This is a genomic window from Leifsonia sp. EB41 (assembly GCF_041262565.1).
In the GTDB taxonomy this organism is placed as follows: Bacteria; Actinomycetota; Actinomycetes; order Actinomycetales; family Microbacteriaceae; genus Leifsonia.
Window position 1 is genome coordinate 957,442 of record NZ_JBGCCJ010000001.1, and the last position, 25,227, is coordinate 982,668.

General features: G+C 69.9%; 22 protein-coding genes and 1 tRNA gene. 7 read left to right on the forward strand and 16 right to left on the reverse strand.

Annotated features, from left to right (window positions below):
- The first annotated feature begins 2 nt into the window (after positions 1-2).
- From ABH923_RS04690 to ABH923_RS04715, 6 genes are all read left to right on the forward strand, one after another.
- The gene (locus ABH923_RS04690) at positions 3-551 is read left to right on the forward strand and encodes a hypothetical protein (protein ID WP_370054209.1); all 549 of its coding nucleotides are present in this window, start codon (positions 3-5) and stop codon (positions 549-551) included.
- 196 nt (positions 552-747) lie between these two features.
- Complete coding sequence (locus ABH923_RS04695) at positions 748-1,251, forward strand: hypothetical protein (protein WP_370054210.1); 504 nt, start codon at positions 748-750, stop codon at positions 1,249-1,251.
- A gap of 11 nt (positions 1,252-1,262) precedes the next feature.
- Positions 1,263-1,673 carry a hypothetical protein gene (locus ABH923_RS04700; protein ID WP_370054211.1) on the forward strand — a complete coding sequence of 137 codons (411 nt, stop codon included), beginning with the start codon at positions 1,263-1,265 and terminating at the stop codon, positions 1,671-1,673.
- A 398-nt stretch (positions 1,674-2,071) separates the two neighbouring features.
- Positions 2,072-3,463, forward strand: coding sequence for a phage major capsid protein (locus tag ABH923_RS04705; RefSeq protein WP_370054212.1), 1,392 nt, complete (start codon positions 2,072-2,074; stop codon positions 3,461-3,463).
- A 57-nt stretch (positions 3,464-3,520) separates the two neighbouring features.
- Complete coding sequence (locus ABH923_RS04710) at positions 3,521-5,038, forward strand: hypothetical protein (protein WP_370054213.1); 1,518 nt, start codon at positions 3,521-3,523, stop codon at positions 5,036-5,038.
- Between the two features lie 275 nt (positions 5,039-5,313).
- Positions 5,314-5,386, forward strand: a tRNA-OTHER gene (locus tag ABH923_RS04715).
- An 85-nt stretch (positions 5,387-5,471) separates the two neighbouring features.
- Here ABH923_RS04715 and ABH923_RS04720 read toward each other — a convergent pair.
- The 13 genes from ABH923_RS04720 to ABH923_RS04780 all read right to left on the reverse strand — a co-directional run bounded on the left by ABH923_RS04720 (position 5,472) and on the right by ABH923_RS04780 (position 18,513).
- Positions 5,472-5,636, reverse strand: a complete 165-nt coding sequence (locus ABH923_RS04720) for a DUF4236 domain-containing protein (RefSeq protein ID WP_370054214.1) — start codon at positions 5,634-5,636, stop codon at positions 5,472-5,474.
- Between the two features lie 758 nt (positions 5,637-6,394).
- Complete coding sequence (locus tag ABH923_RS04725) at positions 6,395-7,786, reverse strand: NAD(P)/FAD-dependent oxidoreductase (protein WP_370054215.1); 1,392 nt, start codon at positions 7,784-7,786, stop codon at positions 6,395-6,397.
- Positions 7,787-7,825: 39 nt separating this feature from the next.
- Positions 7,826-9,124, reverse strand: a complete 1,299-nt coding sequence (locus ABH923_RS04730; protein ID WP_370054216.1) for a S8 family serine peptidase — start codon at positions 9,122-9,124, stop codon at positions 7,826-7,828.
- On the reverse strand, positions 9,103-9,615 hold the full coding sequence (locus ABH923_RS04735; protein WP_370054217.1) for a DUF501 domain-containing protein: 513 nt from the start codon (positions 9,613-9,615) through the stop codon (positions 9,103-9,105). The genes ABH923_RS04730 and ABH923_RS04735 overlap by 22 nt, the downstream gene beginning before the upstream one ends.
- A gap of 18 nt (positions 9,616-9,633) precedes the next feature.
- Positions 9,634-10,155 (reverse strand): septum formation initiator family protein, encoded by a 522-nt coding sequence (locus tag ABH923_RS04740; protein ID WP_370054218.1) that lies wholly within the window; start codon positions 10,153-10,155, stop codon positions 9,634-9,636.
- 108 nt (positions 10,156-10,263) lie between these two features.
- A complete protein-coding gene (locus ABH923_RS04745) occupies positions 10,264-10,509 on the reverse strand; it encodes a hypothetical protein (protein WP_370054219.1) in 246 nt (81 codons plus the stop codon).
- An 87-nt stretch (positions 10,510-10,596) separates the two neighbouring features.
- Entirely contained in the window at positions 10,597-11,877 is a 1,281-nt protein-coding gene (gene eno / locus ABH923_RS04750; RefSeq protein ID WP_370054220.1) for a phosphopyruvate hydratase, read from the reverse strand.
- A gap of 113 nt (positions 11,878-11,990) precedes the next feature.
- Positions 11,991-13,283 carry a histidine--tRNA ligase gene (gene hisS, locus ABH923_RS04755; protein WP_370054221.1) on the reverse strand — a complete coding sequence of 431 codons (1,293 nt, stop codon included), beginning with the start codon at positions 13,281-13,283 and terminating at the stop codon, positions 11,991-11,993.
- A 510-nt stretch (positions 13,284-13,793) separates the two neighbouring features.
- The gene (locus ABH923_RS04760; protein WP_370054222.1) at positions 13,794-14,600 is read right to left on the reverse strand and encodes an ABC transporter ATP-binding protein; all 807 of its coding nucleotides are present in this window, start codon (positions 14,598-14,600) and stop codon (positions 13,794-13,796) included.
- A 16-nt stretch (positions 14,601-14,616) separates the two neighbouring features.
- Entirely contained in the window at positions 14,617-15,675 is a 1,059-nt protein-coding gene (locus tag ABH923_RS04765) for a FecCD family ABC transporter permease (RefSeq protein ID WP_370054223.1), read from the reverse strand.
- A complete protein-coding gene (locus ABH923_RS04770; RefSeq protein WP_370054224.1) occupies positions 15,672-16,733 on the reverse strand; it encodes a FecCD family ABC transporter permease in 1,062 nt (353 codons plus the stop codon). The genes ABH923_RS04765 and ABH923_RS04770 overlap by 4 nt, the downstream gene beginning before the upstream one ends.
- A 6-nt stretch (positions 16,734-16,739) precedes the next feature.
- Positions 16,740-17,780: an iron-siderophore ABC transporter substrate-binding protein gene (locus ABH923_RS04775; protein ID WP_370054225.1), complete on the reverse strand. Its 1,041-nt coding sequence runs from the start codon at positions 17,778-17,780 to the stop codon at positions 16,740-16,742.
- Positions 17,781-17,853: 73 nt separating this feature from the next.
- Entirely contained in the window at positions 17,854-18,513 is a 660-nt protein-coding gene (locus ABH923_RS04780; protein WP_370054226.1) for a MazG family protein, read from the reverse strand.
- 135 nt (positions 18,514-18,648) lie between these two features.
- Between ABH923_RS04780 and ABH923_RS04785 the strand changes: the two genes are divergently transcribed.
- Positions 18,649-19,824 (forward strand): Na+/H+ antiporter NhaA, encoded by a 1,176-nt coding sequence (locus ABH923_RS04785; protein WP_370054227.1) that lies wholly within the window; start codon positions 18,649-18,651, stop codon positions 19,822-19,824.
- Between the two features lie 97 nt (positions 19,825-19,921).
- Here ABH923_RS04785 and ABH923_RS04790 read toward each other — a convergent pair whose 3' ends face one another.
- The 3 genes from ABH923_RS04790 to mfd all read right to left on the reverse strand — a co-directional run bounded on the left by ABH923_RS04790 (position 19,922) and on the right by mfd (position 25,221).
- Positions 19,922-21,067, reverse strand: a complete 1,146-nt coding sequence (locus ABH923_RS04790; RefSeq protein ID WP_370054228.1) for a DUF1648 domain-containing protein — start codon at positions 21,065-21,067, stop codon at positions 19,922-19,924.
- Positions 21,064-21,519: a GntR family transcriptional regulator gene (locus ABH923_RS04795; protein WP_370054229.1), complete on the reverse strand. Its 456-nt coding sequence runs from the start codon at positions 21,517-21,519 to the stop codon at positions 21,064-21,066. The genes ABH923_RS04790 and ABH923_RS04795 overlap by 4 nt, the downstream gene beginning before the upstream one ends.
- A gap of 66 nt (positions 21,520-21,585) precedes the next feature.
- Complete coding sequence (gene mfd / locus ABH923_RS04800; RefSeq protein WP_370054230.1) at positions 21,586-25,221, reverse strand: transcription-repair coupling factor; 3,636 nt, start codon at positions 25,219-25,221, stop codon at positions 21,586-21,588.
- Between the last annotated feature and the right edge of the window lie 6 nt (positions 25,222-25,227).

Genomic DNA, 25,227 nt, shown 5'->3' on the forward strand with positions numbered 1-25,227 from the left:
GCATGGGGGCGCAACTGGTCGGTCGTGCGATCGCGTTCCAGGCCAACAACGACCTGAAGCCGAACGAATACCGGCTGCTCGTCTACATGGCTCACACCGCGAAGGACGCTGACCAGCCGCCCCGCTATTTTGCCTCACGCGAGGCATCCGCATTCGGGATCGGGCGCATGGTGCCTGATGAGCCCGACCTCGTTGATCCTCGACACGATCAGAAGTGCGCGGAGCGCAAAGCTGCATTTCAGGCCGTCAAGGTCGCCGTGAAGGGGCTGGTGGATGTCAGAGCGATCAAACAGCTCCGCGCTGGCGCGGAAGGCGTTCGTGCCGAGTACGCGCTCACCTTCGAAGGGCTCTCGCTTGAAGGTAGGAAATCCCTACAAGCCGAAGTAGGGAATTCCTACCGCAAACGTAGGGATTCGAAACCCGTCGCGTTCGAAATCCCTACCCCTCAGGAATACCAGGAACCACAGGAACCTACACGAGGAGAAATCTCACCTAAGCGCGCATCTCACTTGCAGCCTGTGGATAACTCCGACGAGAGGAAGTCAGCATGACGGTCCAGGATCTCGGCGCCAGGTGCGACAGGCACGTCGGATCTGCCTACGCGGTTCGCTGCTCCGACTGTGACGAAGCGAACCGTGACCTCGAGCAGGAGCAGGCCGAGGAACGCCATCAACGAGCCGTGCAGCGCAACCTCGCGCTCGGCATCACCCCAGGACGCACACCGCGCCGCACACGAAGGGACCGCACATGGCGGTAGACGACCCGACCGGATTCAACGCCAGCATCGTCGGCCAGCTCAAGCAAATCGAGGAACGCCTCAGTGAGCTGTCCGCGGCACCGCGCGGGAAGGTGAAATGGGGCCTCACGTTCGTGAACCCGCTGCACCCGACGATCACACCCGCGCCGACCTCGCTCATCGCCACGATCGCCGTCCCACCGCTCGCGACACAGTGCGGCTACAGCATCCTCGCCACCGGGCTCGCAACGAACCCGTCAGCCACGACCGCTGGAACGCTCACCGTGAAACTCGCCGTCACCTGCGGCAGCTACACGAAGACCGCGCCCAACCAGTCCGCGACCGTGCCGGCAGGGCAAGCCGCCCAGATCGGTCTGCCGATGGTCGACACGTTCACGCTCGATCCCGGCGTCACCACCATCACCGTCACCGCATCGATCAACTGCGACGCCGGCACCTGGACCGACCCGAACAACACACTCACACTCACCCCGATGGCGCTCTTCGCCTACTAGGAGACCCGAACATGACCCACACAAACACCAGCATCACCGAGCTCGTCATCGCAGCCGCAGACGACGACCCACGCGTCCCCACCGAACTCGACGCCATCACCGACTGGGAAGAATTCGGGCGCCGAGCATTCGACCTGCTCGTCATCAACCACCAGACCAACCGCGCCGAACCCGACCAAGATTCACGGCACCAGCCAACCTTCTGGGCAATCGCCAAAACCATCACCGACATCGACGACCTCGAACTCACCGCCCAAGCCGTCGCCATCCTGGACCGCAGCGAACGAGACCGACTGCTGTACACCTGCCTCTCGCTCGTCCGCATCTTCCGCACCGCACGCACACGAGCGAACGCAGTCGCAACCTGGATGCAGCTCATCAGAGACGAAAACAAGCGCACAGGCATCGAACCAACCGAGTAGCGCGCCCCAGGGTGGACGCACGGCACGAAATCGCACGATCCGCGGTTTTTAGAGGCACCCTGCGTCCACCCACACACTTCTGTTTTCTATTTTTACAGTGACTTCAAGTAGCGGGACATTCGTAGCGCTACCGGGACATGCGTAACGCTACAGATATCGGACACGACGGACTGACCACACCGAATGTCGGTGCAATCGGTTAAGATGTGACCAATGGATTGCACGCCGGAGCGCTGAGGACACGAATCCGAAGCTGAAAGAGAGTGCTGGAGCTGCCCCACCTGACTTGTCAGGGAGGAACTAGCAGCCACCGCGCGAAGGGCCACCACCTGCAGTCCGGGAAATCGTTCACGATTCCCGGGCTGATAGGGGCTCGGGGGAACAGGTGGCTCCTGGCAATGACAATCCAAATCAATGGGACTGACGCTCCACGCGAGGTCCGCATCCAGAATCCGGGCAGCAGCATCTTGGGGCCGCTCGGGGCCCGCCGTCAGTCGCTCATTCAGGAGCGCGACGGCATCCTCAACACTTCGACTCCGCAGACGTTCACGCCAGCCGTCGAGGCTCGCGTCGGTCAGCTCAACACCGAGATCGACGCGCTCGAGGAGCGTCAGGGTGAGCTGCAGCGGCAGGCGCAGATGGAGGACAACGCCCGCCGAGCGCGGGCGGCCTTCGGTCCGGCGCGGATCGTTCGCTCCGAGGAGGTGTATCGCCCCGATCGTCCTGAGCTGTCGTTCTTCATGGACCTCCGCAACGCGCGTTCCGGAGGCGACTGGGCGGCCGCTGAGCGCCTCAGCCGGCACCAGGCGGCCTATGAGGCGGAGACGCGAGCCCTGTCGACGCAGGCGGGTGCCGGTGGCCAGTTCGCGCCGCCCGCGTGGCTCGTCGATGAGTGGGTCGGCCTCGCACGTCCGGGTCGCATCACCGCGGACCGGCTGAACAAGGACGAACTGCCCTCGGGCGTCTCCTCGATCAACCTGCCGAAGGTCGCCTCGGGCGAGTCGGTGGCCGTGCAGGCGACCCAGAACACCGCGGTCAGCTCCACCGACCTCACCACCAACTCGGTGTCGTCCGGCATCACCACCCTCGCCGGTCAGCAGGTCATCGCTCTGCAGCTCATCCAGCAGTCGGGCATCGCATTCGACAAGGTCATCGGTCAGGACCTCATGGCCGAGTACGCGAAGCAGCTCGACCTGCAGGTGCTCAACGGGTCCGGCGCGTCCGGTCAGCTCCAGGGACTCATCGGCGTCGCGGGTGTGAACGCGATCACCTACACGCAGGCAACGCCGACCGTGGGCGGTGCCGGCCAGTTCCTCGCGCAGATCAACCAGGCCGTCCTCGCCGTCAACACGAACCGGTTCCTTCCGCCGTCCGGGATCATCATGCACCCGCGCCGCTGGTCCTGGGTCCTCAACGCGAACGACAACCAGGGGCGCCCCCTCGTGGTCCCCAGCGGCGACTACGCAGGGTTCAACACCCCCGGCTCGGCTTCGGCCGCTCCGACCGCTCAGGGGGCCGCTGGGTCGCTGTTCGGCCTCCCCGTGTACGTCGACGCGAACGTGCCCACCAACCTCGGTGCCGGCACCAACCAGGACGTCGCCCTGGTCGGCCGCTTCGAGGACTCGTTCCTGTGGGAGACCGCGCCGGCGTTCGAAGCGTTCGACGCCCCGTACGCCAACCAGATGTCGATCCTGTTCCGCGTCAGCGGCTACGCGGCCATGATCGCCAACCGGTACCCGGCGTCGCTGTCCATCATCAGCGGCACCGGCCTGGTCACCCCGACCTTCTAACGGACCGCCAGGGGCCCGCACAATGTGCGGACCCCTGGCCTTCCCCGAGGAGGGGCGATGAGTCAGAACGTGCTGGAATTCCTGATCGTCGGCAAGGAGGCTGTCTCCGGGTCGATGGAGAAGGTTGAGCAGAAGCTCGACAGCGTCCACGGCAAGCTCGACGGCCTCAAGGTCGTGGGCGGTCTCGCGCTCGCAGGCGCCGCCGCCGCGGCCACCGACTTCGCGTCCAAGTCGGTGGAGGCGTACGAGGAGGCGCAGAAGAGCCAGGTCGAGCTGCAGGACGCGTACAAGAAGTTCCCGGCGATCACGGACGTGTCGATCGAGAAGCTTCAGGAGCTCAACGACAAGATCCAGGAGAAGACCGGGTTCGACCACAACGAGCTCGCGTCCGCTCAGGCGAAGCTGGCCATGTACGGGGTCACCGGCAAGCAGCTCGAGGAGCTGACCCCGCTGGTCGCGGACTACGCGGCGAAGACCGGCACCGACGCGGTGACCGCTGCGGACTCGCTCGGGAAGGCCCTGCTCGGCAAGGGTCGCGCGCTCGCTCAGGTCGGTATCAACTTCAAGAACACGAAGACCGAGGCGGGCAACTACGCCGAGGTCGTCGACGGCCTGAAGGCCAAGGTCGAAGGTACCGCGGACGCGATGGGCGGCACCGCGGCGGGTAAGACGAAGATCCTCGCCGAGGGCTTCAAGGACATCCAGGAGAAGGTCGGCGCCGGCCTCATGCCCGCGCTCGAAACTCTCACCAATGCCGGCGTGAAGGTCGTCGACTGGCTGAACAAGACTCCAGGAGCGATGCAGGCCGTCGAGATCGCGCTCGCGGCGATCACCGCGGCCGTGGTCATCTACACGATCGCGCAGGTCGCCGCGAACGTTGCGATCTGGACGTCACCAGTCACGTGGATTGTCGCCGGGATCGTCGGCCTGGTCGCGGCCGTCGTCTTGCTCGCCACCAACTGGAACTCCGTCACCAAGTTCATCTCCGAGGTCTGGAACGGCTTCATCACCTGGTTCCAGTCGATCGTCGGCGCGGTCGTGAACTGGGTGAAGGACAACTGGGGTCTGCTGCTCTCGTTCATCATCGGCCCGATCGGTTTGGCCATTCAGTGGGTGGTCAACAACTGGGGCGGGATCGTAGCTTTCTTTCAGCAAACCGTCTCAAATATCGGGTCGTTCTTCGGTAGTATCGGCTCGGCGATCCAGAACGCCTTCATCGGCGCGGTCGGTTTCGTGAAGGACGCCATCAACGGGATCATCGACGTCATCAACGGCGCGATCGGCGGCATCAACACCCTGATTGGCGCCGTGAACTCGGTACCCGGTGTGCACGTCCCCACCCTCGGGAAACTGCCCCACCTCGCGACCGGCGGCTACGTGTCGCAGGGCGGTCTCGCGATGGTCGGCGAGCAGGGCGCCGAGGTCGTCCGGCTGCCGGCCGGATCGCAGGTGTACCCCAACGGCTCCCAGTCTTCCGGTGGCGGCCTGCACATCGAGCACTTCTATGCGCAGGCGAACCAGTCGCCGGCGGAGATCGCGAGCGAGCTGGGTTGGGAGATGCGCTGGGCGACATAGAGACTTGCGTCAACCGCACCGCCAGGCTTTCTCCTTTCGGGCCCAGGCGGACGGAAGCGCGGACCAGGGAGCTCGGATGGGGCTCCGCAGACGCCGCGCTGCGCAACACAGAGCCCGCCCCGAGAGCACACGGGGCGGGCTCGCCCAACATCGGACAGCGCGACACGGCGTAACGCCTCCAGCGAACAAGCCTCCGTAGCCTGACATTCTGCCGTTACATTCGAAATAGCGAAGGCCCGCTCTCTGAGTGGAGAGCGGGCCTTATTTCGCTGGAAGCCCCCGTAGCTCAACGGATGAGCAGCCTATTGGACGTAGGGTCGGATGCGGGTTCGAATCCCGTCGGGGGCTCTAGTGTCACTGTAATGCAATTTGCACGCGGAGTAGACAGTTGTCGCCAAAACTCGACAACGGTTCGCTCTCAGCAAAGGCCAGATCACCGAAGGCGCAGAGACAGCCCCGGCAGGATGCGCACGCTTACTCGGCCTCGGGAGTTGAACGTGACGCGCCCGACACGCTGCGACACGGACACTCCGGTCTTCGAGATGTTCAGGTGCGCACCAGCACCGAGATTCGCACGCTTGCGGTAGTAGACAGGCATGCCGCGATCATATTCGCGGCGCCGCGAAAATGTCGGTCAGATCGACGCCCCAAGGTTACGCAGACGTGCGTACCGTTGCCGCATGGAGGATTATCGTCAACGACGCTGGGTAGATGAGCGACTTCGTGCCCTACAACGCGGAGAACCGGTCGACCCGTGGCCCCTAGACGAGAATGGTGAACCGTCTCGGCAGCCTTGGCTCGTCCCGGACAAACCGTCGCCACCGGCGGTTCGGGTGAATCCTATTCAGGCGCCTAGCCAACGCATCGCGTACACCTTGGCCGCGGCAGCCGAGGAATGCGGTGTCTCGCCTCAGTTCTTGCGCGGCTACATCAGGCGCAACGACCTCGTCGTTCACTACGCCGGCACAAAGCCGATTATCCTCGCGGACGACCTCAAGGACTGGATCGAGCGTCTACCGACCGAGCGCGCCTAGCGGTCGAGCGCCCACAAATCGCCCACAATCCGCCCACACTTGGAAAATCCAAACACGACGAAAACGGATGAAAACCCGCGAAATCACGCGGATTTCCTCATTCCTTCACTCGCCCGTTGGGGCTTCATTCGGGTTCGAGTCCCACTGGGGGCACCTGTGACGCCGCCCTGACGCGCGTTGCTCTCGCAGGAAGACACATCTGAAAATCCTTCGGGACGGGCTTCTGAAGGAGATTTCCGGGCGCGTCGGGCGCATTCTCCTGCGCGTCCGTGAGGGGACGCAGAAGGCCCGGTCCCTCGGGGACCGGGCCTTCTGGCGTGGCTTACTTGGCTGCGGCGGGTTCCTTTGCGACGGCCTTCTTCTTGGGGGCCTCGGCCGGAGCGGTCTCGAGGGCCGGCTTCGGGCGGGCGGCGAACTCCTCGAACGCGGCGCGCGGCGCCTGGAGGGCCTCCAACGAGACGATGTCGCGGCCGAGCCAGAAGTTGTTCCACCAACCCCACAGCACGCGGAACTTGCGCTCCCAGCTCGGCATCGCCAGGCCGTGGTAGCCGCGGTGCGCGAACCAGCCGAGCACGCCCTTGATGGCCAGCTTGCCGGACTGCAGCACGCCGATGCCCAGGCCCAGGCCCGCGACGGCGCCGAGGCTCTTGTGGTAGTACTGGCGCGGCAGTTCGCCGCGGAGGTCCGCGATGATGTTCTTCGCGAGCAGCTTGCCCTGGCGGACGGCGTGCTGGGCGTTCGGCACGCAGTAGCCGCCGACGCCCGCGCCGGTCAGGTCGGGGACGGCCGAGACGTCGCCGGCGCCCCAGGCGCCCTCGATGATCTCCTCGTCGGTGCCCACGCGCAGGTCGGCGCGGACGCGCAGCCGGCCGCGCTCCTCGATCGGGAGGTCGGTGTGGCGGACCACGGTCGGGTTGGCCATGACGCCGGCCGTCCAGACGATGAGGTCGGTCTCGAAGCTCTCGCCGGTGGACAGCTCGATGCGGCCGTCGACGGCGCTGGTGAGCTGCGTCTCCAGGTGGATCTCCGCGCCGCGCTCGGCGAGGTTCTTGATGACCCAGTGGCTGGTCGGGAGGGAGACCTCCGGCATGATCCGGCCCATGGCCTCGATCAGGTGGAAGTGCGTGTCCTCGAACGACAGCTCCGGGTACTTCGTGAGCAGCGCGCTCGCGAAGGAGCGCAGCTCGGCGAAGATCTCGATGCCCGCGAAGCCGCCGCCGATGACGGTGACGGTCAGCAGGCGGTCGCGCTCCGGGCCGGCCGGGAGGGTCGACGCCTTGTCGAAGTTCGTGAGCATCCGGTCGCGGATGTACACGGCCTCCTCGATCGTCTTGAGGCCGACCGCCTGGTCGGCGACGCCCGGGATCGGGAAGGTGCGCGACACGGCGCCCGCGGTGACCACGACGATGTCGTACTCGAACTCGTACGGCTCGCCGGCTGCCGGCTGGATGGTCGCCGTCTTGTTCGCGTGGTCGATGTAGCTGACCTTGCCGCTCACGATGTTCGTGCTCTTGAGGTGGCGGCGGTGCGAGACCACCGCGTGGCGGGGCTCGATGGAGCCGACGGCCACCTCGGGGAGGAACGGCTGGTACGTCATGTACGGCAGCGGGTCGACCATGGTGACGTCGGCCTCGCCCGAGCGGAGCTGCTTCTCGAGCTTCCACGCGGTGTAGAAACCGGCGTATCCTCCGCCGACGATCAGGATTTTGGGCACAGTAATGCGTCTCCTCAACACGAAAGTATGGGTGTTAATCTACCCCCTGCTGCGCTCTCGCCTGAAATGCAGCCACGCACCGACCCCGCCGAGGGCGAGGAGTGTGACGAAACCGGAGATCAGACCGAACGGCAACCAGAAAGCGGTGAGGACGCTCCATTGCGGCCAGAAGAACGATCCCCATGCTACAGGTCGTTCCGGGCTCAGCTTCGCGGGCGCCGGCGCGGCCTGCGCCTCCGGCGCCTGCGGGACGGCCGTGGCGGGGGTGTCCGCCCGGCGGTGGATGTGGATCCACTGGGTCAGGTCGCCCATCGGGTTCGCGCTCACGTGCGGGACGGTCGCGGTCACCGCGGCCGCCGCGTCGAGCAGCCCGTACCCGTAGACCGGGCTCGGGACCGTCGTGACACCGGCCGGCTTGCGCGCGGTGCGGATGATCCGGTTGATGACATCCGGCGCCTTCAGCTCGGGATGCGCGGCCCGGACGAGCGCGACCGCCCCGGCGACCAGCGGCGCCGCCCCGCTGGTTCCCGCCCACTGCACGTAGCCTCCGCCCGGGTTCGCGCCGACCAGCTCCTCGCTCGGCGCTGACACGCCGATCGTGATGCCCTGCGACGACGCGTCGAAGGAGGCCTGCCCGGCCCGGTCGACGCCGGCGACGGTGAGGACGCCCGGGATGGTGGCCGGCGCGCCGACCTCGGTCGTCCCGCTCCCCCGGTTTCCGGCCGCCGCGACGACGACCACGTCGTGCGAGAACGCGTACTGGAACGCGTCGTCCCAGCTCGGCGGCCAGTCGAGGGTGTTGCGGGTGAGCGAGATGTTGATGACGGAGGCGCCGCTGTCGACCGCCCAGCGCACCGCCTTCGCGATCTGGTCGTCGTTGTCGACCGCGCCCGTCGACTTCCCGAGCGCGACGGAGGCGGTGAGGATGCTCGCCTGCGGAGCCGCGCCCAGCACTCCCGTGTCGGGGCCGGTGCCCCGCCCGGCGAGCAGGGAGGCCACCCAGGTGCCGTGGTTCGCAGCGTCCCCGTCGCCCAGCGGCTTCTGGCCGTTCGCCGCGCCGACGCCGGACACGTCCGTGCCGCCGGTCACCGCGCCGGCCAGGTCGGGTACCGTCCCGTCGACGCCGGTGTCGATCACCGCGACCTTGACGCCCGCGCCCTTGGTCGTCTGCCAGGCCTGGGCGAAGCCGTACTCGGCCAACCAGTACTCCATGTCGCGCACCTGGTCGGCGTGCGCGGGGGTCGCGGGAGCGATCCCGACCACGAGGGCGGCGGCGAGCGCCGTCGCGCCCGCAGCCAGGGTGCGGCGGAGCCGGGTCAGCCGGCCTGGATGCGGCACTCGCACACCTCGGGCGACCAGCCGCCCCGCGCGAGCGCCAGGTCGCCGATCGGGTTGACGCCGGGGCCGGCGGCGAGCGCGTGCGCCGCGAGCGCGTGCAGGCACTTGACGCGGGTCGGCATCCCGCCCGCCGAGACGCCGGCGAGCTCCGCCACGACGCCGATGGACTCGCGGTCGGCGAGGTACTGCTCGTGGGCTGCCCGGTACTGGTCGCGCACGTCCTCGTCCTCGGCCAGGAGGTCGTTGTACTCGTTCATCACCTGGGTGGCCTCCAGCTGCGACATCGCGGCGGTGGCGGCGGGGTGCGAGAGGTAGTAGAAGGTCGGGAACGGCGTGCCGTCGTCCAGCCGCGGGGCGGTGGAGACCACCGTCGGGCGGCCGCACACGCAGCGCGCGGCGATCCCGACGACGTTGCGCGCCGGGCGGCCGAGCTGCTCGGTCACGGCGGCGATATCGGCGTCGGTGACGGGGTCGAACGGGGGTCTGGTCATGTGATGCCTTGCGTTTCGCTACTTGCTCGGTGCGGGAGTCGGGGTCGGGGCAGGCGCCGGCGTGCTGCCGAGCTGCGCCGGGGTGGCGTCGGTGAGGCCCGCGCCCATCAGCGAGCCGAACAGGGAGCCGACCCAGTCGGTGCGGGTCTTCTGGAGCTTGGAGCTCACCGGCGTGGTGTCGCCCTTCGCCGCGGGGGCGCGGTCGTCGATGACGAGGTAGCTGGTCTCCCCCGGCATGACGTAGTACAGCCGGTCACGCGCCTGGGCACGGATGTAGCTCGGGTCGTTCCAGCGGGCGCGCTGCTCCTTGAGCGCGTCCACCTGCGCGGACAGCTCCTGGACGGCCTTCTGCTGGTCGGCGATCTGCTGCCGCTGCGCGAGGTAGCCCTGCAGCGACGGCGCCAGGATGACGACGGCGAGCACGACGGCTCCCATCATCACGAGCGAGAAGGCGGAGAAGTGCAGTCCGCGCAGCCAGCGCCCGGTCGCCGTCGGCTGCTCGAAGGAGGCGGCGACGCGCTGCGTGCGCGGCTTCGGCATGGCCCCTCCTGCGGTTCTCGGCGGACGTGGAGGACCGGGCGTCCCCGCTGTCAATCGTAGGCGATCCGCCCTGAGCGGCGGCCGCGCGGGCGGGGTGTCGCGGGGTGCTCACTGCGCGGTCAGCATGACGACGAGCCGGACGGCGCCGACGGCGACCAGCCCGAGGCCGCCGAGCGTGAACACCAGCCCGATCGCGCGGGCGTCGCGCGGCCGGAACCGCTCCCGGGCATCCCGGTCGGCGAACAGGGCCGCCGCCCGCTCGGGCCGCCGCAGCAGGTAGGCGCCGAACACGACGAACAGCGCAGCCAGCAGCAGGAACACCCCGAGCACCAGAACCTCCCCCGAAACCCGCACCCCCGTATCCTCCCAGCTACGACGAAGGGTGAGTAGTCGCGGAAATCCGTGACGGATAACCGCGACAACTCACCCTTCGGCGGTGTACTAGCCCTGGAAGCGGGGGAAGGCGGTACGGCCGGCGTAGACGGCGGCGTCGCCGAGCTCCTCCTCGATGCGGAGGAGCTGGTTGTACTTGGCGACGCGCTCGGAGCGGGCCGGGGCGCCGGTCTTGATCTGGCCGGCGTCGGTGGCGACGGCCAGGTCGGCGATGGTGGTGTCCTCGGTCTCGCCGGAGCGGTGCGAGAGCACGGCGGTCATGCCGCTGCGCTGGGCCAGCGACACCGCGTCGAGCGTCTCGGTGAGCGTGCCGATCTGGTTGACCTTCACCAGGATGCTGTTCGCGGCCTTCGCCTTGATGCCCTGGGCGAGGCGCTTCGGGTTGGTGACGAACAGGTCGTCCCCGACGAGCTGCAGCTTGCCGCCGAGCTCGGCGTTGAGGAGGGTCCAGCCCTCCCAGTCGTCCTCGGCCAGCGGGTCCTCGATGGAGACCAGCGGGTAGTTCGCCGCGAGCTCCTGGTAGTAGGCGCTCATCTCGGCCGCGGTGCGGTCCTGGCCCTCGAAGCGGTAGACGCCGTTCTCGAAGAACTCGGTGGAGGCCACGTCGAGGCCGAGCGCGATCTGCGAGCCGACCGTGTAGCCGGCCTTCTCGATCGCCTCGGAGATGAGGTCGAGCGCCGCGCGGTTGTGCTCCAGCTCGGGGGCGAAGCCGCCCTCGTCGCCGAGGCCGGTGTTGAGGCCCTTCGACTTCAGCAGCGCCTTGAGCGAGTGGTAGGTCTCCACGCCCCAGCGCAGGCCCTCGGAGAAGGTCTCCGCGCCGATGGGGAGGATCATGAACTCCTGGATGTCCACGCCGGTGTCGGCGTGGGCGCCGCCGTTGATGATGTTCATCATCGGGACAGGGAGGACATGCGCGTTCGGGCCGCCGACGTAGCGGAACAGCGGCAGGTCGGCGGAGTCCGCCGCGGCCTTGGCGACCGCGAGGCTCACGCCGAGGATCGCGTTGGCGCCGAGGCGCTTCTTGTTGTCGGTGCCGTCGAGCTCGATCATGGCCTCGTCGACCAGGCGCTGGTCGCTGGCCTCATAGCCCTCGATCGCCGGGCCGATCTCGTCGAGCACCGCGTCGACGGCCTTCTCGACGCCCTTGCCCAGGTAGCGGTCCTTGTCGCCGTCGCGAAGCTCGTAGGCCTCGAAGGCGCCGGTGGAGGCGCCGGACGGGACGGCGGCGCGGCTGACCGTGCCGTCCTCCAGGAGCACCTCGACCTCGACGGTCGGGTTGCCGCGGGAGTCGAGAATCTCGCGAGCGCCTACTGCTTCGATCTGAGCCACAACAGTCTCCTTGATGGTTTCGTGGGTGTCGAAATCAGTCTAGTGACGTCGGGTTAACGGCTTTAACGGAGTGGCGGGATGCTTACGACAAATGGCGCGAGCGTGGTCGCCGCTCACGACAGCGGCTTGAACTCCAGCGCGGCGGCGTCCGCGGTCCCCGGGTCGACGAACGCGAACGACCGGTACCCGGCCGCCGCCGCGCGGTCCAGCACGCCCTTGAGGTTCTTCGCCCGCCGGTCGAGCCGGACCCGGCGGCCGGAGGCCACGAGCTCGGACTTGATCGCCATCAGCCGGTCGAGCGGGACGCTCGGGTCATGGACGAGCACCACGGTGTCGAGCGCCGCGTCCTCCGGCACGTCGATCAGGTCCACGACGCGCTCGAAGCCGATCGAGAACCCGCACGCCGGAACGTCGCTGCCGAGGAAGCGCCCGATCATCCCGTCGTAGCGGCCGCCGCCGCCCACCGAGCTGCCGGAGCCCGGGTGCGCGATCTCGAAGATCGTGCCGGTGTAGTAGCCCATGCCGCGCACCAGGGTGGGGTCGAACCGCAGCGCCACGCCCTCCGGGAGGGTGTCGAGGGCGTGCGCCAGCGACTCCAGGGCGGCGATGGCGTCGGTGTCCATGCCCTCTGGCAGGATGCCGGAGATCGACTCGACGGTCAGCTCGACGCCGCCCTCCGCGAGGTGCGGCTCGAGCGCCGAGAGGATACCGCCCAGCACCGCGGCGGAGTCCGCGCCGCCCTCGCTCAGCTCGGCAACGACGCCCTCCGCGCCGATCTTGTCGAGCTTGTCGATTGAGATGAGCACCTGCGGCCAGCGCGACTCCGCGAAGCCGCAGTACTCGAGCAGCCCGTTCAGGATGCGGCGGTCGTTGATCCGGATGGTGCAGCCGGTCAGGCCCAGCGCCTCCAGCGCCGCGGCGGTCGCGGTGATGAGCTCGACCTCCGCGAGCTGCGAGCCCTCGCCGATGATGTCGATGTCGCACTGCACGAACTGGCGGTAGCGGCCCTTCTGCGGCCGCTCGGCCCGCCAGACCGGGGCGATCTGGATGCTGCGGAAGACGGGAGGCAGCTCGGCCCGGTGGGTGGCGTAGAAGCGGGCCAGCGGCACGGTGAGGTCGAAGCGGAGACCGAGGTCGCAGAGCGCGAGAGTGTCCCCCGACTCGATCGCGGCGCGCAGGTCGTCGCCGCCGAGGCCGCGCTTGAGGACGCTGAAGGCGAGCTTCTCGTTGTCTCCGCCGAGGCCCGAGTGCAGGCGCGCGACGTCCTCCACGACCGGGGTCTCGATCTCGTCGAAGCCGTGCGCGGCGAAGCTCCGGCGGATCACGCCCAGCGCATGCTCGCGGCGGGCCTTCTCGGCGGGGAGGAAGTCGCGCATGCCGCGGGGCGGGGTGATCGGGGAAGCCATGCGACGATTCTTCCAGATGGAGGCCTTCGGATGCCTCGGATGCCGCCCGCCTGTGGAACCGCATCGCGGCAGAGACCGGCTTACCAACCGATGCCGCCCGCCTGTGGAACCGCATCGCGGCAGAGACCGGCTTACCGACCGATGCCGCCCGCCTGTGGAACCGCATCGCGGCAGAGACCGGCTTACCAACCGATGCCGCCCGGGGGGATCGCGGGGAGGACGGCCGGAGTCGTAGACTGCCCCCGTTGCCACCCTGATGTCGTGCCGACCCCGCGCGATGCGGTGGTGTCCCAGTGAGGACCTGGCATGAGCCGCAGTCGTCCGACCACGTCGGCTGCGTTGCCAGACACACGACAACGCGTCCGCCCAGGGCCGGGATGATTGCGCCGCCGTTCGGCGCCGTCGGACCCGATCGGCGGCCCGGGTCCCCCGGCGGGCGCGCTGCCGGCCTGCGCAGCATCCATCTGACAGAACACGCCGCGTCCGATCGTGACGAGGCGGCATGTCCTGTCAGGCAGTGTGTCCCGGGTGGTGCCTCCCCAACGGCACGACGAGCGGGGTGCCGGCGACCGGGTCGGGCGCGATGACCGACTCGACGCCGAAGACATCGCGGACGAGGCCCGCGGTGACGACCTCCGCGGGATCGCCCGACGCGACGATCGACCCCGCCCGCATCGCCACCAGGTGATCGGCGTACCGCGCGGCCAGATTGAGGTCGTGCAGGACCATGACCACCGTCGTGCCGCGCGCCGCGTTCAGGTCGAGCAGCAGGTCGAGCACGTCGAGCTGGTGGCTGATGTCGAGGAAGGTGGTCGGCTCGTCCAGCAGCAGGATGCCGGTCTGCTGGGCGAGCGCCATCGCGATCCAGACGCGCTGGCGCTGGCCGCCGGAGAGCTCGTCGATCGCGCGGTCGGACAGCTCGGCGACGCCGGTCGCGGCCATCGCCTCCTGCACGGCCGTGTCGTCCTCGGCCGTCCAGCGCCGGAACCAGCCCTGGTGCGGGTAGCGGCCGCGCGAGACGAGGTCGGCCACGGTGATCCCGTCGGGCGCGGTGGGCGTCTGCGGCAGCAGGCCGAGCCGGGTGGCGACCTCCTTGGTGGGCAGGGAGCGGATGTCCGCGCCGTCGAGCAGCACGCTGCCGGAGGCCGGGGCCAGCAGCCGGGACAGCCCGCGCAGCAGGGTGGACTTGCCGCAGGCGTTCGGCCCGACGATGGCGGTGACGCGGCCCGGTGGGAGGTCGAGGTCGAGGCCGTCGACCACGACCCGGCCATCGTAGGCCAGAGTGAGGTCGCGCGCGGCCAGGGTCTGTTCGGTCATGCTGTTGTTCACTGTCTCAGCCTCCTCGGCCGACGCGGTTGGTCCTGGTGAGCTGCCAGAGCAGGTAGGGCGCCCCGACGATCCCGGTCACGACGCCGACCGGGAACACGACGCCCGGCACGGCGAACTGGGCGACGACGTCCGACAGCACGAGCACGAGCGCGCCGACGAGGGCCGCCGGCACCAGCGCGAGCGAGCCTCGTCCCACCAGGCGGCGCGCGACGGGCGCCGCCAGCAGCGCGACGAACGCGATCGGCCCCGCGACCGACACGGCGACGGCGGCGAGCGCCACTCCGACGCCGACGCTCACGATGCGGGTGCGTTCCGGGCGCACGCCGATCCCGGCCGCCAGGTCGTCGCCCAGCCCGAGCGCGGCGAGCGGCCTCCCGACCAGCAGCGCCGCCGGGATGAGCACGATGGCGGCGACCGCCAGCACGGCCAGCGAGGTGCCGTCCACGCTGTTGAGGCTCCCGGTGATCCAGACCAGCGCCTGCTGCACGTCGCGCAGGTCGGCGCGGGTGAGGACGTAGGAGACGATCCCCGCACAGACCGCGGCGAAGCCGATCCCGACCAGGACGAAGCGGTAGCCGCTCACCCCGTTGCGCCACGCGAGCAGGTAGATCAGCACGGCGGCGACCAGGGTGCCGGCGAGGACGACGCCGGAGAGCGCGAGGCCGGTGATCCCGAACCAGACCAGGGCGATGGCGCCGGTCGCCGCCGCGCTCGTCGTGATGCCGATGATGTCGGGGCTCGCGAGCGGGTTGCGGGCGACCGACTGGAACAGCGCACCGGACAGGCCGAGGCAGGCGCCGACCAGCACCGCGGCGAGCAGCCGCGGCAGCCGGAGGTCGAGGATGACGAACGACGTGAGCCGGTCTGCGCGGCCCACCAGGGCGGCGAGCACGTCGGACGGCGCGACGCCCGCGTCCCCGAACGTGAGCGACACGGCCGAGACCAGCACGACGAGTACGGCGAGCACGAGGGACACCCGGAGCGCGCGGGCGTGCCGGTGCCTGCGGTCGAGGGCGACGCTGGACGCGGGCCGGGAGGCGGTTCCCGCGGTCTGCGCGCTCACAGCCCTATCAGCTTCCTGCGCCGCACGAGCGCGATGAACAGCGGCGCCCCGACGAACGCCATGACGATCCCGACCTGCAGCTCCCCCGGCGGCGCGACGACGCGGCCGATCACGTCGCACGCGATCAGCAGGGCGGGCGCGATGATGGCGGAGAACGCGAGGATGCGGCGGTAGTCCGCGCCGACGGCCCAGCGGGCGACGTGCGGAACAACGAGTCCGACGAACGCGATCGGGCCGACCGCCGCAGTCGCGGACCCGCAGAGCAGCACGATCGCGACGGCCGACAGCACCCGCGCGAGGCCGACCCGCTGGCCAAGGCCGCGCGCCACGTCGTCGCCCAACGCGAGACCGTTGAGCGGCCTCCCCAGGCCGAGCGCGAGCACCGCGCCGACGACCAGCGTCGGCAGCACCTGCCAGAGAACGTCGAAACCGCGCCCGGCGAGCGAGCCGACCTGCCAGAACCGCATCTGGTCGAGCGAGACCCGGCTGGTCAGCATGACCGCGGTGATGAGCGAGCCGAGCGCGGCGGAGACCGCGGCGCCTGCGAGCGCGAGCTTGACAGGCGTCGCGCCCTCCCGGCCCACCGCGGACACCGCGTAGACGAGGCCCGCGGCGAGCGCCGCCCCCGCGAACGCGAACCAGACGTACCCGGACACCGTCGTGACGCCGAGGAACGCGATCGCCACGACGACGGCCAGCGACGCGCCGAAGTTCACCCCGAGGATGCCGGGATCGGCGAGCGGGTTGCGCGACAGCCCCTGCATCACCGTGCCGGCCAGTCCCAGCGCGAGCCCGGCGGCGAGGCCGAGCAGCGTGCGCGGGAGGCGGCTGCCGACGACCACGAGGGAGTCCGGATCGCTCGCCGAGTAGTGCGTCAGCGCGTGCAGAACGTCCGCCGGCGCGATCGTCCGCGCGCCGACCATGAGGCTGAGCACGCACACCGCCAGCAGGACGACGACCGCGAGCAGGAAGCCCAGGAGGGTACGCCGGCGCCGCCGGACGTGCGCGGGGACCTCCGCAGCACGCCCGGCGGGCGCGGTGGCGACACCGGTGGGCATCGTGGGCTACTTGACCTTCGCGGCCGCGGCGGCGAGCTGCGGCACATAGCGGTCGAGCATCCACGGGATGCTGAGCACGCTGGGCGCGCTCGTGGCGGCGACGAACGACTCGCCGACGATGGGGGCGAAACGGCCCTCCTTGACGGCGGGCATCGCAGCCACCAACGGGTCGGCGGTGAACGCGTCGACCGACGACTGCTTGTCGAAGTACATGACGAGCAGGTCGGTGTCGATCTTCGACAGGTTCTCGTAGCTGAGCTGGTAGAAGAAGCTGCCGTCGCCCTTCGAGGAGTCGAGGGAGGCGATGCTCGGCGAGTCGGTCATCCCGAGGTCGTTCAGCAGCTGCACCCGCGGGTCCTCCGCGCGGTAGACGTTGAGCACGCCGGGCTGGTTGGCGGCGGCGTAGAAGAAGGTCTTGTCCTTGATCGCGGGGTACTTGTCGGCCAGCGCGGCGACGGAGGACTCGGTCTTCTTCACGAGCGCGTCCGCCTGGGAGGTCATCCCGAGCGCCGTGCCGACGATGGAGGTCTGGTCGCGCCAGCTCGTCGCCCACGGCTTCGCGGGGTACGCGACGACCGGCGCGATCTTGCTGAGCGTGTCGAACTCGGTCTGGGTGAGGCCGGAGTACGGAGCCAGGATGACGTCCGGCTTGGCCTTCACGAACTGCTCGAACGGCACCTCGCCGGAGTCGGCGTCGAGGAGCTGCGGGGTCTTCCCCTTCAGAGCTGCGATCTTCTCGGCGTCCCAGGGGAGGACGCCCTTCGCGTCGCCGCCGTAGCTGAACTTCGGCATCGCGACCGGGACGACGCCGAGGGCGAGTGCGATGTCCTGCGCGCCCCAGCCCCAGGTCGCGACGCGCTTGGGGGCCGCGTCGATCGTGGTCTTGCCGAGCGCGCTGTCGATGGTCACCGGGAAGCTGCCCGCCGAGCCCGAGGTCGCAGGTTCGTCGGCCTGTCCACCCGCCGAACAGCCGGTGAGGACGAGGGCGGCCGCGGAGGCGACGGCGGCGAACGACAGGACCAGGCGCGAGCGCGCGGAAACGGGCATGACTCTCCTCGGGAGGGTGCCGATGGCACGAAGGTGGGAAGCGTGCCGACGTGGCACGTTAGGTAAGCCTAACCTAAACCGAAGCTTCCTGCTCGCGGATCTCCCCCTGCAGCTCGCGCAGCGTCGACCGCAGGGCGCGCTCGGCGTCCAGGCCCTGCGCCTTCGCCGACGCGACGATGGCCAGCAGCAGCGGCCCCAGCTCGTCCTCGCTCTCCACCTGCACGCCGCCCGTCTCGCTCAGGTCGATCAAGCCGACCTTCTCGGCACGGCCGAGCAGCTTGTCGGCGAGCGCGAGGGAGGGCATGGCCTGCGGGATGCCGTCCAGCACGCTGGTGCGGCCCGGCTTCTCGGCCTTCTTGAGGTCGTCCCAGAACCCGACCACGTCGTCCGCGGTCTCGGCCGTGCGGTCGCCGCCGAAGACGTGCGGATGCCTGCCGACCATCTTGCGGGTCATCTGCTCGGCGACGTCCTGGATGTCGAAGTCCTCGCCCGCGGTGTGCGCGGCGATGTCCGCGTGGAACAGCACCTGGTAGAGCACGTCGCCGAGCTCCTCCAGCATCTCGTCGCGGTTCCCCGTCTCGATGGCCTCGATCAGCTCGTAGGTCTCCTCGATGAGGTACTGCACCAGCGACTCGTGCGTCTGGGCGGCGTCCCAGGGACAGCCGCCGGGAGCGCGGAGCTGCGCCATCACGGCGACGAGCTCGTCGAGTCTGGTGGGCGCCGCGTCGGTCATGGGATGCTCCTCCCGTCGGGGACACCTTCATCCTCTCACCGGAACCGATCGGTAGACTGGATCACTGGTGTGCCGGGAAGTCTGGTCGGCGAATTCGTTCCCCTGTTCCGCGCGTCCGCACGAGATTGGCCACCGATGAGCATCATCCGTTCCGAGCGCACCGCCGCCGGTCTTCTGCTGGGCGCGGCCGCGCTCGGCCTCCTGCTGGCGAACACGGCCGTCGGTCCGGCTCTGGTGGACCTCCAGCACGCCCACGTCGGCGGCAGCCTCGTGGACCTGAGCGTGGGGCACTGGATCAGCGACGGGCTGCTCGCGGTCTTCTTCTTCATCGTGGCGGTCGAGCTCAAGCACGAGCTGGTGGCGGGCGAGCTCAACTCGTTCGCGAAGGCCGTCCACCCGGCGATCGCGGCGGGGTTCGGCGTCGCCGTGCCCGCCCTGATCTACCTCGCGATCACGGCGGGCTCCGGCCTGTCCGACGGGTGGCCGATCCCGACCGCGACCGACATCGCCTTCGCGCTCGGCGTGCTCGCGGTGTTCGGGCGCGGGCTGCCGAACCGGCTGCGGGTGTTCCTGCTGGCACTGGCGGTGCTGGACGACCTGGTGGCCATCCTGATCATCGCCGTGTTCTTCACGACGAACCCGAACCTGCTGGAGCTCGGCGCCGCCGCGGTGGTCGTCGTCGCATTCGGCCTGCTCAGCCGGCTGCTGCACGGGAGGCTGCGCTGGCCCATCGGCGTGCTGATGGCGCTGCTCGCGGTGCTGACCTGGTGGCTCGTCTACGACTCCGGCGTGCACGCAACCATCGCGGGCGTCGCGCTCGGGCTGGTCATGGCGCGTGCGCCCGGCCGTCGCACCGCGCACGCGCTGGAGCCGTGGTCGAACGGGCTGATCCTCCCCCTGTTCGCGTTCTCGGCCGCGCTCGTGGTCATCCCGTCGGTGTCGCCCGCCGAGCTGTCGCCGGCGTTCTGGGGCATCCTGGTCGCGCTCCCGGTCGGCAAGCTGGTCGGGATCACGCTGGGCGGCTGGCTCGGATCGTTCACGCGGCCGAAGGCGGAGCGCTCGCGCATCCCCGTGCTCAGCCTCGTGACGGTGGGAGCGCTCGGTGGGATCGGCTTCACCGTGTCGCTGCTGATGAACGAGCTGGCCTTCGCGGGCTCGGCCACGGTGCGCGCGGAGGGCACCCTCGCGGTGCTGCTGGGCTCGGCGGTCTCGATCGTGCTCGCCGGCGTGCTCGTCACCACCCTCGCGCGCCGCAACCGCCGCCAGCACCCGCGCGAGATTCGTGCCGAATCGCGCGAATCCGCGCCGTAATCGCGACATTCGTGCCGAATCGCACGTCGCACATTCGTGACGAATCGCGCGAATCGGTGCGGCAAACGCGACATTCGTCACGAATCGCGCGGGGGCGTCAGCGCAGGAGGGCGGGGAGGGCGATGGCGGCGACGAGGAGGAGCAGGGTGACGACGCCGATGGCGATGCCGCCGGGGTGGCCGAGGTTGATCGTCACACCGACGCCGAAGCGCTTCGGGACGAAGAGTGCAGGGTCGGCGGAGTTGACGTAGATCAGGCCGCCCTTCCAGTGCCGGTCGTCGTCGCGCGGGTCGACGGCGTCGCGGGCGGCGCCGGGTGCAGTCGCCGCCCCGCCTCCGACCGGCACGGCGGCGCGGGCGGCGCGCGTCCCGCTGACGAGCCGGATGGCGTAGAGGCCGATCACGACGAAGATCACCACCAGCAGGGCCACCGTGACGATGCCGATGCCGGCGCTCGGCTCGTTCGAGCCGTCGTGCAGCCAGCCGATTACGGACAGCACGGCGAACGCGGCGGACACGACGAACGCCATCCAGCCGAGCAGCGACTGGGTCAGCTCGGCCTGCAGCGCCGCGATCCGCTCGGCGACCTCCGGCGCGTCTCCCCCGCCGCGCCGCCACGGGACGGCGCGGACCACGAACGCGATCCCCACCATCAGGGCGAGCACGCCGAACGCGATCAGGAGCGGCCCGAACACGGACGCGACCGTCTTCGCCGCGAACCGGTCCGGCTGCCCGCTCGCGTTCCAGTGCACCGCGATGGAGGCCGGGAGGCTGTCGTACAGCGCGACGCCGACCGCCCCGGCCGCCAGCAGGAGCACCAGGGCGGCCGCGAACCAGCCGAACGCCGGCCGCGACCGTGCCCCCGAGTCCGGCGTGACGCTGCCGGAGATCCGCACCGGCACGTCGTCCAGCCAGCCGCCCGCGCGCTTGGCCGCCTGGATGCTCCGGCGCGACAGCAGGTAGCCTCCGATGGAGCCGGCCAGCAGGACCAGCGTCGCGACGAGCGCCGGCGCGGCGGGACCCACCGGGATGACGAGCGCAGCCGCGACGAGCGCGACGACGTACGAGGCCACGACGACGACGCGGAAGCGCCGGATCGACGCGACCACCACCGGGTCGGCCACTCGGCTGCGCGGCACCAGCACGCCGAGCGGCAGGGTGGTGCGGCTCATCGCCGGCAGCATCAGGAGGATCGCGGCGGTCAGCGTCGTCACGGCGAAGGTGCTCAACAGGACGGCGGTCATGGGGTGTTTCCTTTCGTGTCGCCGCTGGGAGGCGCGGCGGGCCGGTCCGCGGCATCGTGCTGCTCGCGGGCCTGGTCGAACAGCCAGGCGATGGCGGACGTGCGGGACTCCAGCTCCGACCGCTCGACGCCGTGGGCGATGCCCTCGGCGATCAGAGCGCTCAGCCGCGCCGACCAGTCCGCGAGGAACCGCTCGTCGGGCGGCCCGCTGCCGGCGTCGCGCGCGATCACCGACCCGGAGCGCCGGCTGGTGCGCACGATGCCCTCGGTGCGGAGCGCGTCGTACGCCTTGACGACGGTGGCGGCGTTGATCCCGAACCGCACGGCGACCTGCCGCACGGAGACGAGCGCGTCGCCCTCGCGCAGCTCACCGCGCGCGACGGCGTCGATCACGCGATCGTGCAACTGCTGGTAGAGCGGCGTCTCCGCCGTCGGATCGAGCTCGATGCGCACGCGACGCCCTCCCGTCTGTATCGGTACCTATAGTACAGCCGATACAGCGGGAGGGCACTGCTCGCGTCAGGCGGCGGGTTCGGTGGCCGGCTCGGGGGCCGGGAACAGGGCGCCGAGCAGGGAGCCCACCCACTCGATCAGCGCGGCGTCGTCGACGGGCTCGCCGTTCACGCGCGGCAGCGGGACCATCGCGACCTTGGGCGCCGCGTGGTACTTCGACCCCGGGTACATGCGCTGCAGGCGCACCTGCAGCGAGTCCGGGAGCAGCGCCGGCGCCAGCCGCAGGTTGGATCCCATCGCCACGACCTCCCCCAGCCCGGCCTTCTGCGCCGCCCGCCGGAGGCGCGAGACGGCGATCAGGTTCAGCACCGGCTGCGGCGGCTCGCCGTAGCGGTCGGCCAGCTCCTCCAGCACCAGGTCGATCTGGCCGTCCTTGGCGGCGGGTGAGCTCGCGGTGGACAGCTTTTGGTAGGCCTCCAGCCGCAGCCGCTCGCTGTCCACGTACTCCTCGGGGATGTGCGCGTCGACCGGCAGCTCCAGGCGCAGCTCGGTCTGGCCCTCGGCGACGTCCCCGCGGAACGTGGAGACGGCCTCCCCGATCATCCGCAGGTACAGGTCGAAGCCGACGCCGGCGATGTGGCCGGACTGCTCCCCGCCGAGGAGGTTGCCCGCGCCGCGGATCTCCAGGTCCTTGAGCGCGACCTGCATGCCGCTGCCGAGGTCGTTGTTGGCTGCGATCGTCGACAGCCGGTCGTGCGCGGTCTCGCTGAGCGGCTTGTCCTCGTCCCAGAGGAAGTACGCGTAGGCGCGCTCGCGGCCACGGCCCACCCGGCCGCGGAGCTGGTGGAGTTGGCTGAGCCCGTACTTGTCGGCGCGGTCGATGATGATCGTGTTGGCGTTGGAGATGTCCAGGCCGGTCTCGATGATGGTAGTCGAGACGAGTACGTCGAACTTGCGCTCCCAGAAGTCGACCACCACCTGCTCCAGCGCGTGCTCGTTCATCCGGCCGTGCGCGACCGCGATCCGGGCCTCCGGAACGAGTTCGGCCAGCTTGGCGGCCGCTGCCGAGATGGACCCGACGCGATTGTGCACGAAGAACACCTGACCCTCGCGCAGCAGCTCGCGCCGGATCGCCGCGGCGACCTGCCGCTCGGAGTACGGCCCGACGAAGGTGAGGATCGGGTGCCGGTCCTCCGGCGGGGTGGCGAGGGTCGACATCTCGCGGATGCCGGTGACCGCCATCTCCAGCGTGCGCGGGATGGGCGTGGCGCTCATCGCCAGGATGTCCACGTTGGTCTTGAGCTTCTTCAGCTGATCCTTGTGCTCGACGCCGAAGCGCTGCTCCTCGTCGATGATCACGAGGCCCAGGTCTTTGAAGGTGATGCCGTCGGCGAGGATGCGATGCGTGCCGATCACGACGTCCACCGTGCCGTCGGCCATGCCGCGCAGGGTCTCGCGCGCCTCCTTGTCGGACTGGAACCGGCTGAGCTGGCGCAGGTGGATGGGGAAGCCGGCGAACCGCTCCAGGAAGGTCTCGGCGTGCTGCTTCACCAGCAGTGTGGTCGGCACCAGCATCGCGACCTGCTTGCCGTCCTGCACCGCCTTGAACGCCGCGCGGATCGCGATCTCGGTCTTGCCGAAGCCGACGTCGCCGGAGATGAGGCGGTCCATCGGGATCGGCCGCTCCATGTCGGCCTTCACCTCGTCGATCGTCTGGAGCTGGTCGTGCGTCTCCGCGAACGGGAACGCCTCCTCCAGCTCGCGCTGCCACGGGGTGTCCGGCCCGAACGCGTGGCCCTTGCTGGCCATGCGCGCCGAGTAGAGCTTGACCAGCTCCACGGCGATGTCGCGCACCGCCCGGCGGGCCTTGCCCTTGGCCGCCGACCAGTCGCTGCCACCCATCTTGGAGAGCTGCGGGGCCTCGCCGCCGACGTAGCGGGTGAGGAGGTCGAGCTGGTCGGTGGGGACGAACAGCTTGTCGCCGGGATAGCCGCGCTTGGACGGCGCGTACTCCAGCACCAGGTACTCGCGCTTGGACTTGACCGCGTTGCGGCCGCCGCTGGAGACCTCGCGCTGCGTCAGCTCCACGAACTTGCCGATGCCGTGCGTCTCGTGCACGACGTAGTCGCCCGGCTTCAGCGCGAGCGGGTCGACCACGTTCTTGCGGCGGGTGGCGAGCTTCTTGACCTGGCGGGACTCGTAGCCGACCGAGCGGCCGTAGAACTCGCTCTCGCCGATCAGGGCGAGCTTCTCCTCCGGCAGCTCGAAGCCGTGCTCGACGTTCGCGCGCAGCAGGTAGGCGACACCGGGCTCCGGGCCCTCCGGGAAGGAGTCGACGGGACGTGCGGGCAGCTCGGCCTCCGCCAGCACCTGCGCAGCACGCTCGACCAGGCCGGCGCCCTCGGCGACGATGGCGACCCGCCAGCCCGCGCGCAGCCGCTGGGCGACGTGCTCGACGGCGCCGGTGACGTTGCCCGCGAAGCTGGGCACGGCCTCCGCGTCGACGCGCACCTGGAGGTACTCCTCGACCTCGCGCTCCAGCACGAGCCCGTCGGCGGCGTCGGCCTGGAAGCCGGAGAACGTCCACCACGGATGGTCGGGGGCGGGCTGCCCCGGCCGGCTGAACTTCACCGAGTCCTTGAGCCGCTGCAGGGTGAGGAAGTCACCGGCCGCGAGGTCGATCGGCGCCGCAGCACCCACGGTCGCGGCGCTCCACGCGGCCGAAAGGAACTCGCGGTTGGTCTCGGCGAGGCTCACCGCTCGGGAGGCGACGCGCTCGGGCGACAGCACGGCGACGGCCGCGCCGTCCGGGAGGTAGTGGGTGAGCGGCACCAGGCGGTCCACGAGCGCGGGCGCCAGCGACTCCATGCCCTCCACCGGGATGCCCTCGCCGATCTTGGCGAGCATCGCCGACAGGCTCGGGAACTCGTGCTCCATCTCGCGGGCGCGCTGGCGCACCGGCTCGCTGAGCAGCATCTCACGGCTCGGCGGGAGGGTCACCGCGGGGATCGGCTCGGGCAGCGACCGCTGGTCGGCGACCGAGAACGCCCGGATCTGCTCGACCTCGTCACCGAAGAAGTCGACGCGGTACGGGTGCTCGGCGGTCGGCGGGAAGACGTCGAGGATGCCGCCGCGCACCGCGAACTCGCCGCGGCGGGTGACCATGTCGACGCGCGAGTAGGCGAAGTCGACGAGCCGGAGGGAGAGCGCGCCGAGGTCGACGCCACGGCCTCCCGCGGTCAGCTCGATGGTGCCGTAGTCGGTGAGGTTGTCGGCCAGCGGCTGCAGGGCGGCGCGCACCGAGGCGACGAGCACGAACGGGTGCGAGGCCTCCCCTGCCTGGCGGGCGGCCGACCAGTCGGCGAGCCGGCGCAGGGCGAGGAGCCGCTTGCCGACGATCTCGGGACTGGGGCTCAGGCGCTCGTGCGGCAGCGTCTCCCAGGCCGGGAACTCGACGATCTCGGCGTCGGGGAGCACGCACGGCAGCGCGGCGCGCACCGACTCGGACTCCCGGCCGGTCGCCGTGATGACGAGCACGGCTTCGGAGGAGCCCGCCGCGGCACGCCTGCCGATGAGGCCCGCGAGGAGGGGCACCCGGAGGCCGTCGGTGAGCGAGAAATCGGCGTCGCGACCCGCATAGGCCAGAGCGTCGGCGTACGTGGAGGCGCGCTGAAGCGCCGCGATCAAGCCCTGCAGTATCACTCGGGA